General features: G+C 65.1%; 17 protein-coding genes. 7 read left to right on the forward strand and 10 right to left on the reverse strand.

Features of this window, described 5'->3' with window-relative positions; all coding sequences use genetic code 11:
- The first annotated feature begins 64 nt into the window (after nucleotides 1–64).
- The gene (locus QOU61_RS04805; RefSeq protein WP_289656986.1) at nucleotides 65–739 is read left to right on the forward strand and encodes a hypothetical protein; all 675 of its coding nucleotides are present in this window, start codon (nucleotides 65–67) and stop codon (nucleotides 737–739) included.
- 600 nt (nucleotides 740–1,339) lie between these two features.
- Here the strand turns inward: QOU61_RS04805 and QOU61_RS04810 are convergent.
- The 6 genes from QOU61_RS04810 to QOU61_RS04835 all read right to left on the reverse strand — a co-directional run bounded on the left by QOU61_RS04810 (nucleotide 1,340) and on the right by QOU61_RS04835 (nucleotide 4,776).
- A complete protein-coding gene (locus QOU61_RS04810) occupies nucleotides 1,340–1,480 on the reverse strand; it encodes a hypothetical protein (RefSeq protein ID WP_289656987.1) in 141 nt (46 codons plus the stop codon).
- 321 nt (nucleotides 1,481–1,801) lie between these two features.
- Complete coding sequence (gene rnk, locus QOU61_RS04815; protein WP_289656988.1) at nucleotides 1,802–2,215, reverse strand: nucleoside diphosphate kinase regulator; 414 nt, start codon at nucleotides 2,213–2,215, stop codon at nucleotides 1,802–1,804.
- Nucleotides 2,216–2,245: 30 nt separating this feature from the next.
- Nucleotides 2,246–2,722 (reverse strand): GreA/GreB family elongation factor, encoded by a 477-nt coding sequence (locus QOU61_RS04820; RefSeq protein WP_289656989.1) that lies wholly within the window; start codon nucleotides 2,720–2,722, stop codon nucleotides 2,246–2,248.
- Nucleotides 2,723–3,057: 335 nt separating this feature from the next.
- Entirely contained in the window at nucleotides 3,058–3,468 is a 411-nt protein-coding gene (locus tag QOU61_RS04825; protein WP_289662267.1) for a cupin domain-containing protein, read from the reverse strand.
- A gap of 89 nt (nucleotides 3,469–3,557) precedes the next feature.
- Nucleotides 3,558–3,965, reverse strand: a complete 408-nt coding sequence (locus QOU61_RS04830) for a DoxX family protein (RefSeq protein ID WP_289656990.1) — start codon at nucleotides 3,963–3,965, stop codon at nucleotides 3,558–3,560.
- A gap of 154 nt (nucleotides 3,966–4,119) precedes the next feature.
- Nucleotides 4,120–4,776, reverse strand: coding sequence for a VOC family protein (locus QOU61_RS04835; RefSeq protein WP_289656991.1), 657 nt, complete (start codon nucleotides 4,774–4,776; stop codon nucleotides 4,120–4,122).
- Nucleotides 4,777–5,195: 419 nt separating this feature from the next.
- Between QOU61_RS04835 and QOU61_RS04840 the strand changes: the two genes are divergently transcribed.
- A complete protein-coding gene (locus QOU61_RS04840) occupies nucleotides 5,196–5,450 on the forward strand; it encodes a hypothetical protein (RefSeq protein WP_289656992.1) in 255 nt (84 codons plus the stop codon).
- 125 nt (nucleotides 5,451–5,575) lie between these two features.
- Nucleotides 5,576–5,725 carry a hypothetical protein gene (locus QOU61_RS04845; RefSeq protein ID WP_289656993.1) on the forward strand — a complete coding sequence of 50 codons (150 nt, stop codon included), beginning with the start codon at nucleotides 5,576–5,578 and terminating at the stop codon, nucleotides 5,723–5,725.
- A 275-nt stretch (nucleotides 5,726–6,000) separates the two neighbouring features.
- Here QOU61_RS04845 and QOU61_RS04850 read toward each other — a convergent pair whose 3' ends face one another.
- From QOU61_RS04850 to QOU61_RS04865, 4 genes are read right to left on the reverse strand one after another with little or no spacing between them, the layout of a single operon-like run.
- Nucleotides 6,001–6,813 carry a heme ABC transporter ATP-binding protein gene (locus QOU61_RS04850; protein ID WP_289656994.1) on the reverse strand — a complete coding sequence of 271 codons (813 nt, stop codon included), beginning with the start codon at nucleotides 6,811–6,813 and terminating at the stop codon, nucleotides 6,001–6,003.
- Nucleotides 6,810–7,892, reverse strand: a complete 1,083-nt coding sequence (locus tag QOU61_RS04855; protein WP_289656995.1) for a FecCD family ABC transporter permease — start codon at nucleotides 7,890–7,892, stop codon at nucleotides 6,810–6,812. The genes QOU61_RS04850 and QOU61_RS04855 overlap by 4 nt, the downstream gene beginning before the upstream one ends.
- A complete protein-coding gene (locus QOU61_RS04860; RefSeq protein WP_289656996.1) occupies nucleotides 7,889–8,833 on the reverse strand; it encodes a heme/hemin ABC transporter substrate-binding protein in 945 nt (314 codons plus the stop codon). Before QOU61_RS04860 ends, QOU61_RS04855 begins: the two co-directional genes overlap by 4 nt.
- An 8-nt stretch (nucleotides 8,834–8,841) precedes the next feature.
- Nucleotides 8,842–9,048 (reverse strand): hemin uptake protein HemP, encoded by a 207-nt coding sequence (locus QOU61_RS04865; RefSeq protein WP_289662269.1) that lies wholly within the window; start codon nucleotides 9,046–9,048, stop codon nucleotides 8,842–8,844.
- Nucleotides 9,049–9,305: 257 nt separating this feature from the next.
- On the opposite strand from QOU61_RS04865, the gene QOU61_RS04870 reads away from it, so the two are divergent.
- From QOU61_RS04870 to exbB, 4 genes are all read left to right on the forward strand, one after another.
- A complete protein-coding gene (locus QOU61_RS04870) occupies nucleotides 9,306–11,651 on the forward strand; it encodes a TonB-dependent hemoglobin/transferrin/lactoferrin family receptor (RefSeq protein ID WP_289656997.1) in 2,346 nt (781 codons plus the stop codon).
- Nucleotides 11,652–11,753: 102 nt separating this feature from the next.
- Nucleotides 11,754–12,086 (forward strand): heme-degrading protein HmuQ, encoded by a 333-nt coding sequence (gene hmuQ / locus QOU61_RS04875; protein WP_289656998.1) that lies wholly within the window; start codon nucleotides 11,754–11,756, stop codon nucleotides 12,084–12,086.
- Between the two features lie 10 nt (nucleotides 12,087–12,096).
- Nucleotides 12,097–12,612 (forward strand): heme utilization cystosolic carrier protein HutX, encoded by a 516-nt coding sequence (gene hutX / locus QOU61_RS04880; RefSeq protein ID WP_289656999.1) that lies wholly within the window; start codon nucleotides 12,097–12,099, stop codon nucleotides 12,610–12,612.
- Nucleotides 12,613–12,635: 23 nt separating this feature from the next.
- Nucleotides 12,636–13,415 carry a tonB-system energizer ExbB gene (gene exbB, locus QOU61_RS04885; RefSeq protein WP_289657000.1) on the forward strand — a complete coding sequence of 260 codons (780 nt, stop codon included), beginning with the start codon at nucleotides 12,636–12,638 and terminating at the stop codon, nucleotides 13,413–13,415.
- Nucleotides 13,416–13,417: the final 2 nt, after the last annotated feature.

Here is a 13,417-nt window from a genome sequence, read left to right on the forward strand (position 1 = left end):
AACATCGACTTGCGCCGGAACATCGATCGCGTTGGCACGTTGCCGGCCAAGCAAGGAGCCAGCCATGCGCACCTCGACAGCGTTTCTCGCGGGAGCAGCAACCGTTGTTGTTGCGATCGTCGCCGGCGTCGGTGGCGGCCTGTTGATGGCCAATATCGTCAGCCCGCACACGCCCAGGCAGGGCATCGAGATGAGCAGGCTCGAGCGGCGGATGTCGAGCGAGCCGATTGCGGCGTCACCCGGCGGGCCCACGCAGCCCGTGCCTTACCTCGCCGAAACGCAGGCGCCGCCGCTCACCGCCGCAGTCCCGGCCCAGCCGACCGCTTCACAGCAGACGTCGCCGCAAGCCGCGTCTGCCGATTCCAGCACCGGTTCGCCGGAAAAGTCGCGGGACGTGGCGAACCAATCACCGCAGGAAGCCGCCAAGGGCGAGCCGGTCGGTCAGCCGGTGCCCGAGCACGTGGCGCGGAGCGAACGCGACAAGGTCGCCCAGCCGCAAGACGCTTTGGCCAGGGCGCGTGACGCCGAGGTCAGGCGCAGCGCCGAGCGCCGGCGCGGCGAGCGTCACCAACAATGGGCGGATCGGCGCCGCGGCGATCCGCGCCAGGATGTGCAGCGCCGTATGCCGGAATTGCGCGATGTCGAGGAGAGGGTCCGCCAGGATTCCGAGCCGCGCTTCTTCCAGGTCGAGCCGATCGACAGCCCGCGGGTCCGGTTTTTTGGTGCGGGCGATGACTAGTGAAGTGGCTTTGACGTTCGCTACCGTCTGCCGCGATGGGATGCGAATGTTGGAATCGGACCGCTAGCAGCCGCTTCCTGCGGAGGTTCCGATCAATCTTGGCCGATGCCGAGCCGCGGCCTCGCGCGCCGCAACGCTTCGGGAGCGAATCCCGCGTAGATCGGAACCAGTGCGCACCGCGTCGAGTTGACTCATTGGGTCGGCTCCCCACCGCTGGCCCAGCACGGTCCCGCCTCCAAGCCCCCCAATAGCCCTGGGTGGGGCCGTGCTCTGGGGGGCACGCCGCGAGATCATCTGTCCGCAGCAGAAGCGTCGCATCCGTTCAAGTCAACACGCGCAACGTGCCTGCCGTGCCGACCGGCTATCCGTGACGGGCGGTCAGGGGACCGCGCAGCCACGGTCGGGCTGATCTTGCGATGCGAAGCTTCGGGATCGATCGCTTCTTCAAAAGCTGCTTCAGCCAATCGGTCATCTCGTCGGTCCGGCGTTGCTCCGCCTTTCGCCAGATCTCCGCAAAATCATCTTTGTTAGTCTGCTTTTGCATGGCCTTTCCCCTCGTCGTGAATCGGGAAACGCACGGCAACAAATCATTTCAAAAAATCACTTCGCTGGATGGGTAGTGCGGTGTGTGATGTCCGGGCGCATCGCGTGTGGCGGCGGGCCTGCGACGGTCCAGACCACCAGCGCGACCAGCGCCACCGTTGCGATGGTCGGTACCACGACCGGCTTTCGAGCATTCATGGTCGCTGTCCTAGGCTTGCTTGCGCATCTGGCCCAGGCACGTCAGGCAATATTCGCGGTAGATCAAATTGATCAGGGCCGACATGATAAATCCCCTCCGTTGGCCGTGAACCATTAGCCTGGTCCTCGACGGTTTCCGGCCATTTTCCTCGACTGTCGAAAATGGCTTCATGCGGCGCGGCTTTGGTTTCGTCGCGCAGGGCAGGACGAAGCAATTTTCACGCCGCTGTGAGCGCAGCGCGGCTGGCGCCGGCGAGCACTGCCCGGCTCATGAGCTTCTGCCTATTGCGTGAGCAGAACAGCGGCGCGATGGCACGCTTCTCAGTTCGAGACGTGCAGGACTGTCACCGATCGCATCTGGCGGTCCGGCGTCTGGAACTCGATGGCCTGGCCGATCGACAGTCCGATCAGCGCGGCACCGACCGGGGTCAGGACCGAGATGCGGTTGTGGTCGATGTCGGCCTCGTGCGGATAGACCAGCACGACCTCGCGGACGCCGCCGGTTCGTTCGTCGCGATAGCCGACGCGTGAGCCCATGCGAACGACGCCGGCAAGGTCGGCATCGTCAGGCGCCACGCTCGCACGATCCATCTCGCGCGCCAGGAAATGGGCGACGGGCGGGAAAATCTCCATGCTGGAATTGGCCAGCGCGCTGAGGCGGCGCGCGTCATCGCTCGTGACAATGATGGGTGGCAGCACCGGCTCGTGGTTCGCTGCGTGTCCGTTCTTGCTCATGACATTCTCTCTCTCTGTCTCTTTGGCGCGTCAGGCGGCGGATGGTCCGGGGTCGTCGTCGAAGGTTTCTCGTTGCGCGGTGAGCGGTGCGCGAAACAGCGGAACGACATTCGGCTGCGTCAGGCTCACGCTGTCGAGGCGAACGACGTGCGGGCGGCGGCCGACCGAAAACGGCATCTGGCTTCCGCTTTTCAGCCCGATCAGCGCCGCGCCCAATGGCGACATCACCGAGACCTGGGTTTTGTCGCACCTGTAGTCCCTGGGGTAGACCAGTTGCCTGGTCTCGTACGGCAAGCCCCAGTCGACCCAGAATGTCGCCCACGATCCCATGGTGACGATCGATGCGAGCGCACCCGCATCGTCAGGCACGGTTTCGGCGCGGCTGATTTCCGCGAGCAGGAACAGCCCGTCGATGTCGCCTTGGGCGGCGGCAACGAGTGCGATGGTTTCCAGGCGGCGATGATCCGACGCCGAAATCGAAAGTTCTGGCAGAGCGCAGTGATGCACGGCACGCCTCCTTCGAGCATGATCCGGAAAAGTGGGCACGGGTTTTTCGAAAAAGTTCAGCAAGCAAAACCGGCTCCCGGGACGGAAGCCGTGAAGCTGATCGGTGATGGTGAAGCTAGCCCGGACGGCGCGCAGCTCGGCCGCCCGGCTAAATGCCTGCGTGCAGGCGCCCGGCGCGCAAACAAAGCCGCGCGATGCGCGGATCGATGTCGACAATGCGGATCATGACAGGATGAACGTAGCCCCGATCGCGCGCGCCGCCATTGCGACCAAAGCGCACAGGAGCAGCGAGCGTTCTCTCGCCAGGCAAGAGCGCCAGCCGAAGACCGCAATCGTCACTTCACCAGCGTGAGCAGCGGCTTTCCTTTTTCGACGACGTAGGTGGCGAGCTCGCTCGCGGTGTCGCCGCCGACATTCCTTGCGGCATGAATCGTCCCGGCCGGGATGAAGAGGACGTCGCCGGCCTTCAGCGTCACCGGTTGCTTGCCCTCGATCTGATATTCCAGCGTGCCTGCGAGTACATAGATGATCTCTTCGCCGGGGTGCGTATGTCTGCCGAAAGCCACGCCCGGCCCGATGTCGACGCGCACCTGGACGGCCTCGCGTCCGGGGGCGCTGAGATCGTGTTGCTGCAGGTCGGTGCGCTTGATGCCCGTCATCTCGGTCTGCTGGGCTCGCACGACGTGCTGTGTCAGGACGCCTCCGACGATCAGCACGGTCGTTACCGTGGCTCGCATTGTCTTCATCAGGGTGTGGCTCATATCGATCTCCCTGGATTTGTGGGCTTCGGCGGATAGCGCGGACCGCAAGCCGCTATGATGTCCGCAACGCGTCCTCATTTGGCGATCCAGAGCTTCAGGAGCTGGTCCAAAGAAACCGGGCCGGCGCCGGCGGTGATGAAATAGACCAATATCAGCACGTACATCACCTCCGGCAGGTAAAGCCAATCGTCGAGGCGATCCGCAAAGTCGATTGGTCGATAGCCCGCAACCACCCTTGGCGCGTTGGTCCAGAGCGCGACGAGACAGATCGTGACAAGGCCAAGGGCCGCCAGCGGCGTCAGAAATCCGAACGCGACGCCCAGGCCGCCAAAGAACTCAACGCTCGGCACGAACCATTGCATGATGCCGATGTACGAGATGCCGCTGGCCCGGAGCGTTGCCACGAATGCCGCGTGCCTTTCAGCGTTGACAACCTTGTGTGCTCCGGAGAAGACGAAGAACGCCCCAAGCGCGATGCGCATGGCTGTGATTGCGAACAATGTTCCGCCAACGCCATTGAGCAAGAGCTCTCGCATCGCCAAACACCTTTACTGGACTACTCGACAGCTGGCGGTTCGGCCGGCATGTTGCGCCGGGGCGCTGCCCGAGCCGGAAGATGATGTTCGTGGCCGCTGCTCACGACGGCAGCGCTTTGCCGGCCTGTTCGCGCGCGATGTAGTCGGCATACCAGTCCGGCCAATCCTCGTCGTGCCGGCCGAGCCGCTTCTCGTGCTCGCCATGCGCGGCTGCGGCACGTCGCAACGCGGCTGCGAGTTCGGTCGACGAGGCGAAGCTCGTGTCCGCATCCACGCGTCCGGGCAATCGCGTGGTGACCTCCTGGAACAGCCAGCTATTGCCGTCCGGATCCTTGAAGGTGGCGAACGATGCGTAGCTCTGGCGCGCCGGGTCCACGCCCCTGATTGGACCTTCCCCGACGCCCGCGCGGTGGTAGACCTCGCTCACCTCCACACCGCGATCGACAAGATCGGCGCGGGCGGCCTCGACGTCGGATACGACCAGATACAGCGCCTGTGCGGAGCCCGGCGCGGCCGACGTCAATCCCTTGCCGAAATGAATCGAGCATGACGAGCCCGGCGGCGTGAACTGCACGACCCTGAACGCGTCACCCTTGACGAAATCGGCGTCGAGCCGCCAGCCGAGACCGCCGTAGAAGCGCTTGGCGCGATCGACATCCGAAACCGGGATGACGACGACCTCGAGCTTCATGTCGATCGTCTGCGCTTTCGGGGACCTGGTTGCGGTTTCACGGGGCGCGCCAGAAGCGGTGCTCATGTCGAACGTCCTGAGTTTGGGTTCACCGAATGGGTGCACCGTTACATTCGCGCAAATCGGCGGAAATAGCCCGTTAGACGTTGCAAGATTCTGTTATGTCTGCTCGTGGCGGCTGGCCTGCGCGAGCGGTCGGGCAGCGAAGCCGGCGCGACGCATTGCCATCGGGCAGTGAGCCACGACGTCCGTAGGTTCTCTATTCTCAAGCGAAATCAGTGTGATGACCGGCTATCGCGGTCGCTTTGTCGTCGCCATGCGCCAGGGGCCAGTCAGGCGCGGGCGGGCGGATGGCGGGGCACGCGCTCGCAACGTTTAACAACACCTAACGCGCCAACCGCCCGGCTTGGGTGCAGATTGACGCTGCAAAACTGATGCAAACGTAGATGGCCGGCCGGCGGAGCCTCCGAAAGAGGAGTATGGTCATGACGAAATACACGCTCGTTGCAGTCGTCGCCTTGCTATCGCTCGTGAACGCGCGGTTCGCGTGGGCGCAAGCCGCCATCCAGGAGCCTGGCGCATATGCGTTCTACCACCCCGATGGCGACGTCCTGCATGCCGGATCTGGTGTTCAGGGAGCGCGCGGCGTCCCCGACTCAATGGCATTGATACGCGGCGATGGATTCACGCGTGTCGATGGCACAGCGCCGCGCCGGCACCGCTTCAGCGGACACCGCTGAAATTCACAATCGCGGCACCGTTCGCCTCTCGGCAAAGTGATTTTATGATACTCATCATTGCATTGATCGTCCGAGCATCGCGACTACCTCGCTGGTAGGTCAATCCCCGACGAGGGAGTAGTTCGATGACGAAGCGGGCACAGAAAGCAAAGTATCACCGCTACCAACTCGTGCACGGCGACGATGGCGATTTCATCGCCTATCAGCGCGATCTCGGCAACGGCGTCTGGCAGACGTATTCGACGTGGCTCGTCCCGCGCGCGAACTGCAACTAGTGTCCCGGACCCGAAATTCGCATCATTTTCCGCTGGCCTCTGTTGTCAGCTTCGGGTCCGAAAGCACATCCGCAAATCCGAGATTCCAGTGTGGTGGCTCGAAAGTTCTGTTGATGAACTTGAGGCAAAAAAGAAGAGAACCTCCGAGCCATCACACTGGCCGCAGCCTTTTGTTGTTTCCGGCAACCGCTGGTGAAGGAAGAGAACGATGTCGGTGGTGATGCGCGCGATCCGGAGCGGGGGCTACCGTGCCTTGCAAGGTCTCCTTGATCTGATCATGGCACCGTATTTCGCGCCGCCGCAGGCTGCATGGTCTGTGGCAGTAGATAGGGCATACCGTCGTCGGTATGGCGAATCGCGACGTCGACCTCGAATATCCGTCGAATGATATCCGCCGCGACGACCTTACGGCAGTCGCCATCGGCGGCCACTCTGCCCTGATGCAGGATGATGATCCTGTCGGCGAAGCGCATGGCGAGGTTGAGGTCGTGCAGGATCGCGATCACGGCGGTGCCGTTGTTGGCGCGGCGCCGCGCGGCTTCCACGAGATCGATCTGGTGCCGCAGGTCGAGGTTGGAGGTCGGCTCGTCCAATAGCAGCAACCCCGGACCGCGAAGCGCCTCGCCGCAGGCGAGCTGCACCAGCACGCGGGCGAAGTGCGCGCGTTGCTGCTCGCCGCCGGACAGCGTCGGCAATTGTCGATGCCGGAAACGCTCCAGGCCCACCTCGCGCAGCGCATCCTCGACGAGGGGTCGTGCGGCGGCGCGCCCGCGCGTGCCGGCGCCCATCTCGACGATTTCCTCCACCGTGAAGGGGAAGGTGACGCTGACATGCTGCGACAGCATGGCGCGACGCAGCGCGAGTTCGCGCGGCGAATAGGCACCGATGTCGCGCGACCCGAGCCGTACGCTGCCGCCGGTCGGACGCAGATCGCCGGAGAGCATGCGCAGCAGCGTCGACTTGCCGGCGCCGTTGGGGCCTGCGATCGCGACCATCTCGCCGCCGTCGATCTTGAGGTCGACGGCATCGACCAGCCTTGCGCCGCCGACGGTCATCGAGGCGAGCTGCGCCTGCAGGATCGCGCTCATAACCCGGCGAGGCCCCGTTGCCGCAACAGGATGATCAGGAAGAACGGCGCGCCGATCGCGGCGGTCAGGATGCCGATCGGCATTTCCGCCGGCGCCACGATGGTGCGCGCCAGCGTGTCGGCGCCGGTCATCAGGATCGCGCCGAGCAGGGCGGAGGCCGGCAGCAGCAGCCGGTGCGCCGGGCCGATCGCGAGCCGCAGCAGGTGCGGCACCACGATGCCGACGAATCCCACCACGCCGCAGACCGAGACCGCGACGCCGGTCATCGCCGATACCAGCACGATCGAGATTCGCTTCAGCCGCTCGACATTGACGCCGCTGTGAAACGCCTCGGCCTCGCCGAGCACCAGCACGTCGAGCCCGCGCGCGACCGAAAGGCACGCGACCAGCGCCACCGCCAGCACCGGCGCCAGCGTCGCCGCCTTCGGCCAGGTTGCCCCGCTCAGCGAGCCGAGCAGCCAGAACGTGATGTCGCGAAGCTGGCGGTCGTCGGCAACGAAGACGAGCAGCCCGATGCCGGCGTTGGCGATCGCCGCAATCGCAAGGCCCGCCAACAGGAAGATCGCGATCGAGGTTCGTCCCGCGCGGCTGGCGATGGCGTAGAGGATCATGGTCGTGGCCAGCGAGCCGGCGAAGGCCGCGAGCGGCAACAGCTCGTTCTGCATGAAATAGAGGCTGTTGCCGATCCGGCTGTCGGTGAACACGATCGCCGCTGCTGCCGCGAACGCGCCGCCGGAGGAGACGCCGACCAGCGCGGGATCTGCCAGGGGATTGCGAAACAACCCCTGCATCACCGCACCCGAAACCGCGAGCAATCCGCCGACCATCGCAGCCGCGGCGATCCGGGGAATCCGGATCGACCACAGCACGAGCTGGTCGCGCGCCGTCAGTGGATCGGCTTGATCGGCCGACAGGCCCAGCGCCGCGGGAAGCCGCCCCAAGGGAATGCCTGCCGCGCCCATGGTGAGCGCGACCGTTACCGCGCCCGCGAGCAGGATCGGCAGGCCGATGACAATGAGCGGGCCGGCCGGCCGCAGCGACCGGGCCGGACGTCGCACGCCGTCTGCCACGACGCTCATCGCCGGCAATCGACGTTGAGCGTAGCGGAAGCAAGCGTCGCGGCCTGCGGCGCCAGCGCCGGATAGAGCTTCAGTGCGAGGTCGCGCGCTGCGGCGGCGGTGCGCGGCCCGAAGCCGAGCAGATAAAGGCCTTCCATTGAGATGAAGGCCTTGTTGCTGGCTGCCGGCGTCAGCGCGAAGGCGGGATGCGCGTAGACGGCCTCCGCCTCGACCGAATCCTGCCCGCGCGCAATCGAAAGCACCACGTCCGGCCTGGCCGCCACGATCGCCTCGTCATTGACGATCTTGTAGCCGTCATAGCCGTCGATCGCGTTGAAGGCGCCGGCAAGGCTGATGATCTCGTTGGCCGCGGTATTGCGGCCTGCGGCCATGACGCGGCCGTTCAGCAGCGACATCACGAACATCACCCGCACCGGCTTTGCCACTCTGCCGCGCAATTCGCGCAGCTGGGCCAGGTCGCTGGCCACCGCCCCGGCCAGGCACTCGGCGCGCGGTTCGGCGCCCATGGCGCGGCCGACCAGCCGGATCTTGTCGAGCAGCCCCTGTTCGGAGAACGTCTCGGGCACCAGCACCAGCGGCGTCCTCGCTGCGTCCAGCACCTCGATCGCTTCCTTCGGTCCCGATCCCTGCATCGCCAGCACCAGCGACGGGTTGAGCCCGAGCACGCCCTCGGCGGAGAGCTGGCGCATGTAGCCGACATTGGGTTTGTCGTGCAGCGCGGCTTCGGGATACAGACTCGTGGAATCGACGCCGGCGATGCGGTCCTCGAAACCGAGCGCATAGAGGATCTCGGTGATCGCGCCGCCGATCGCGACGACCCGCGCGGGATTGTCGATCCCGATGTCGCGGTCGCGCGCATCATGGACCGTAATGCCTGCCGCTTGCGCGACGCCGGCCGCCGCGATGGCAAGCAGCGGCAACAGCCTGCGGCAAATTGTCATGCGGTGCGTCACTTTGTCAGGATCAGCTTGTTTTGCGAGGTCAACCGCAGGCGATAGGCGTCTTCGCCATGGGCGATGATGATCTCGCGCTCCGACGCGAACAGGTCGCGGCTCTCGATCCGGTTGCCGGTCATCACAAGCGAACGCGTTGCAACAGTGGGATTATCTGCGTGCTTTGCTGCGCCGCCGACATTGTTTCCGGAAGTCGTCGCCATCTTTGTCGCTGTGCCCCAAGGTTTTCCGCGATCGCGCTTGTATAATTCGATCGAGACGCAATCCAATCGCCGCAAGTTTACAATCGCTATAAAGAGCGAGGCGCGCGTGTTGACCGTCTCGGGATCGGAACGTAACCAATGCCGACACGACGCGAGCCGAAGACTTGCGCCGTGAACAAGTTGATAGCCAGCAAGCTGCCGCACCTGTTGCGGCGCCGCCAGCCGAACCAAGAAGCACATCATCAGGTTGGGGCAGTATGGCTTTCGGGGCTAGGCATTCGCGCGCCTTGGTTTTGGTCGCGTCCACATTTTCCTCCGCATTGGTGTTTCCAACGCCGGCTGCGACGCAGACCGCGGACGTGGTCGGCCAGCCCGAGCAGAAGAAGCAGAAGCAGGCGAAGCGCAAGTCGGCAGCGCAGGACGCGCAGTCGACGTCATCGGCGATGAATGCGCGCGCGCAGATCGGCGGCACACCGGTGCAGTCGCTCGATACCATCACGGTTGCGGCCTCGAAGACCGAAGAACGCGCGGTCGATGCGCTGGCGCCGGTCTCCGCGGTGACGCTGGAGCAGATCCAGGGCCTTCAGCCGAACCGCATGTCCGACATCTTCTACGCCGTGCCCGGCGTGTCGTTCCAGGAGCGCGGCGACGATCCCGCGACGGTCATCAACGTGCGCGGCCTGCAGGATTTCGGCCGCGTGGCGGTGGTTGTCGACGGCGCGCGGCAGAACTATCAGCGCACCGGGCATAACGCCAACGGCTCGTTCTTCCTCGATCCCGAGTTGATCGGCGGCGTCGACGTCGTGCGCGGCCCGACCGCGAATATCTACGGCTCCGGCGCGATCGGCGGCGTGGTGTCGTTCCGCACCAAGGACATCAACGACGTGGTGCGCCCGGGCGAGCGCTGGGGCGTCGACATGACCGGCTCCTACGGTAGCAACAGCAGCCGTGGGCTCGGTTCGATCTTCGGCGGCGTGCGCGCCAGCCCTGACGTCGACATGTTCGGCGGCGCCGTCTATCGCACGCAGGGCAATTACAAGGACGGCAACGGGACCGAGATCGGCAATACCGGCAACGACATCGCCGCCGGCGTGATGAAGCTCACCGTGCGTCCCGCCGACGGCCATGAGATCAAGTTCGGCGGCGTTTTCCAAGACTACCAGTACAGCATCGGCCAGTTCAACCGCGGCCCCGTGGCGACGGCCGCGCAGCGTGCGCTCTTTCAGGGTTCGTCGGTCTACGCTTCCGACGCCAAGAACTATAGCGGCACCATCACCTGGAAGTACGCGAAGCCCGATGACATGTGGTGGGACTGGAGCGCGACCGTCTACGGCAACCGCACCGACAACGACCAGGTCAAGACCTACCACAGCGGCACGACGCCCTCCGCGTACTGCGGCGGCGGATTTGGCAACAACGTCTCCGGCTGCGTCGGCGACCGCCGCAGCTATCTGCTCGACACCATCGGTACCGACGTCAACAACACCACACGCTTCAATGTCGGCGATTGGCGCAACGCGCTGACCTACGGCTTTGACGTGTTCAACGACAAGGTGAACACGTCGGACAGCCGCGGCAATTCCAACATCACGACGCCGGGCGGCGAGCGTACGGTGTCGGGCGGCTTCGCGCAGTTGAAGAACAATTATTCGACCTGGCTCGAGATCGTCAGCGCCATCCGCTACGACCGCTACGATCTCGACTCGGCCGCGGTCTCGACCGGTGGCGACCGCTTTTCGCCGAAGATCACCGTCGGCGTGACGCCGGTCGCAGGCCTCACGCCCTATGTCAGCTATGCCGAGGGTTATCGTGCGCCCTCGATCACGGAAACATTGATCGCCGGTGAGCACGCCACGGGCGGCGGACCTGCGTTCTTCCCCTGTCCGGGCGGGACCGCCGGCCTGTTCTGCTTCCTGCCGAACCCGAACCTGCGGCCGGAGGTCGGCAAGAACAAGGAAGCCGGTATCAACCTGAAGTATGACGGCATCTTCGCCGCCAGCGACTCCTTCCGCGGCAAGTTCAACGTATTCCGCAACGACGTCGACGACTATATCGATCTGGTCGGGTCCACGCCGATCTCGCCGATCCTGATCGTGTACCCCGGCTTGTACAGCCAATTCTATCAGTACCAGAACGTCGCGCACGCCAGGATCGAGGGCGTCGAGTGGGAGACGATGTACGACGCAGGCCTGTGGTACGTCGGCCTCTCCGATCACGTGATGCGCGGCAAGAACACGCAGACCAACATCGGGCTTGCCACCATCACGCCACGCAAGGTGACGACGACGGCCGGCCTGCGGCTGCTCGATCGCCAGCTGATTCTGGCCGCGCAGTGGTCGTCCTTTGCCGGCAATACCGACCTGCCGGCGGGCTATCTGCCTTCGACGTCCTACGAGCTGGTCAATCTCTACCTGACCTGGAACGCGACAAAGGACATCACCTTCACCGCGTCGATCGACAATCTGCTCAACCAGTATTACCGGCCCTATGCGATCCCCGGCAGCGGCGCTGACAGCACCACGCAGAACGACGTGCTGTGGTCGAGCCCGGGACCGGGTCGGGTCTACAAGGCCGGCCTGAAGATTCATTTTGGCGGAGCGTAATCACGATAACGACGTTTCAACCAGGTCGCCCCCGGGCCGCGCTGATGCCCCAGCGCGGCTTTGGCGCGTTTCACAACAACCCACAGGACAAGGAGAGTTTCGATGTTTATCGCGATGAACAGGTTCCAGGTGAAGAGGGGGGCTGAGCAGGCCTTCGAGACGGTCTGGGCCACGCGGGAATCCTATCTCGGCAAGATGCCGGGCTTTGTCGAGTTTCACCTGCTGCGTGGCCCCGTCGCCGACGATCACACGCTTTATTCGACGCACACGACCTGGGCCGACAAGGCCGCATTCGAGGCCTGGACCCGTTCGGAGGAATTCCGCCGCGCCCATGCCCGTGCCGACAACAGGACGGGCGACAGCCTCTATCTCGGTCACCCGAAGTTCGAGGGCTTCGAAGTGATCCAGAGCGAGCGCAAGGCGGCCGCGGCGTGAGGAGAGTGCGATGCTGAGTACCGAGCTTGCCGAGCTGAAGGCGCAGATGGTGGAAAACCCCGGCGCGGTGATCGAGGACGTCGCGCGCCAGCGCAACGTCACGCCGCGCGCGGTGATCGAGGCGCTGCCGCCGGAAATGGTGCGGATCGGCGCGGGCGGTGGATTCGCCACGGCGATGCAGGATATCGCGCAGTGGGGCGAGGTGACGCTGATCGTCCACACCGACGACGCGATCTTCGAATTCACCGGCGCGATTCCGCCCGGCGAGATCGGCCGCGGCTATTTCAACCTGATGCAGCCGAAGGGCCTGCACGGGCATCTGCGGCACGAGCGCTGCGGCGCCATCGCCTTCGTCGAACGGCCCTTCATGGGCAAGCAGTCGGCCTTCGCCGCCTTCCTCAATGTCGACGGCGGCATCATGTTCAAGGTGTTCGTCGGGCGCGACGAGACGCGCGCGCTGCGGGCGGATCAGCTTGCAAGATTCAGGGCGCTGGCGGAGCGGCTCACGTCGGCCGGCGCCGCATAGCTTCTCCGATGCGGGAGACAACCATGCAACATGGAGTGCCTCGCTGGATGGCGGCGGCGGTTGCCGCCGCGGTGGCATGGCTGCCCGGTGCGGCGCTCGCCGCGGCCGACAACGCGCTGCTGCCGCGCAACCTGTCGCCGTGGGGCATGTTCCTGGGCGCCGACATCGTCGTGAAGGCGGTGATGATCGGGCTTGCCTTCGCCTCGCTCGTCACCTGGACGGTATGGCTTGCCAAGACCATCGAGCTTGGTCGCCAGACCGGGCTCGCAAAACGCCGCCTCGGCCTGCTCGAAAGCGACACCAATTTGGCCGAGGTCGAACATGTCAGCCGGGGCGACGACGCCGTGGCGCAGATCATCCAGTCGGCGGCGCGTGAGACCAGCCTGTCCCGCGGCATCGTCGACGACGGCCTGAAGGAGCGCATCGCACTGCGGCTGGAGCGGGTGGAAGCAGCGATGTCGCGGCGGATCGCGCGCGGCACCGGCGTGCTTGCGACAATCGGCGCCACCGCGCCCTTCGTCGGCCTGTTCGGCACGGTGTGGGGCATCATGAATGCCTTCATCGGCATTTCCGAGGCGCACACCACCAATCTCGCCGTGGTCGCGCCGGGCATCGCGGAGGCACTCCTTGCGACTGCGTTGGGGCTGATGGCGGCGATTCCGGCGGTCGTGATCTACAATCATCTGGCGCGTTCGATCGCGGCCTATCGGGCGCTGCTCGGCGACGCCTCGGCGCAGGTGCTGCTCCTGGTCAGCCGCCAGCGCGATACCGGCGCCTTCGCGCTGGCACGGGCGGCGGAGTAGAC

The organism is Bradyrhizobium sp. NP1 (genome assembly GCF_030378205.1).
Taxonomy (GTDB): domain Bacteria; phylum Pseudomonadota; class Alphaproteobacteria; order Rhizobiales; family Xanthobacteraceae; genus Bradyrhizobium.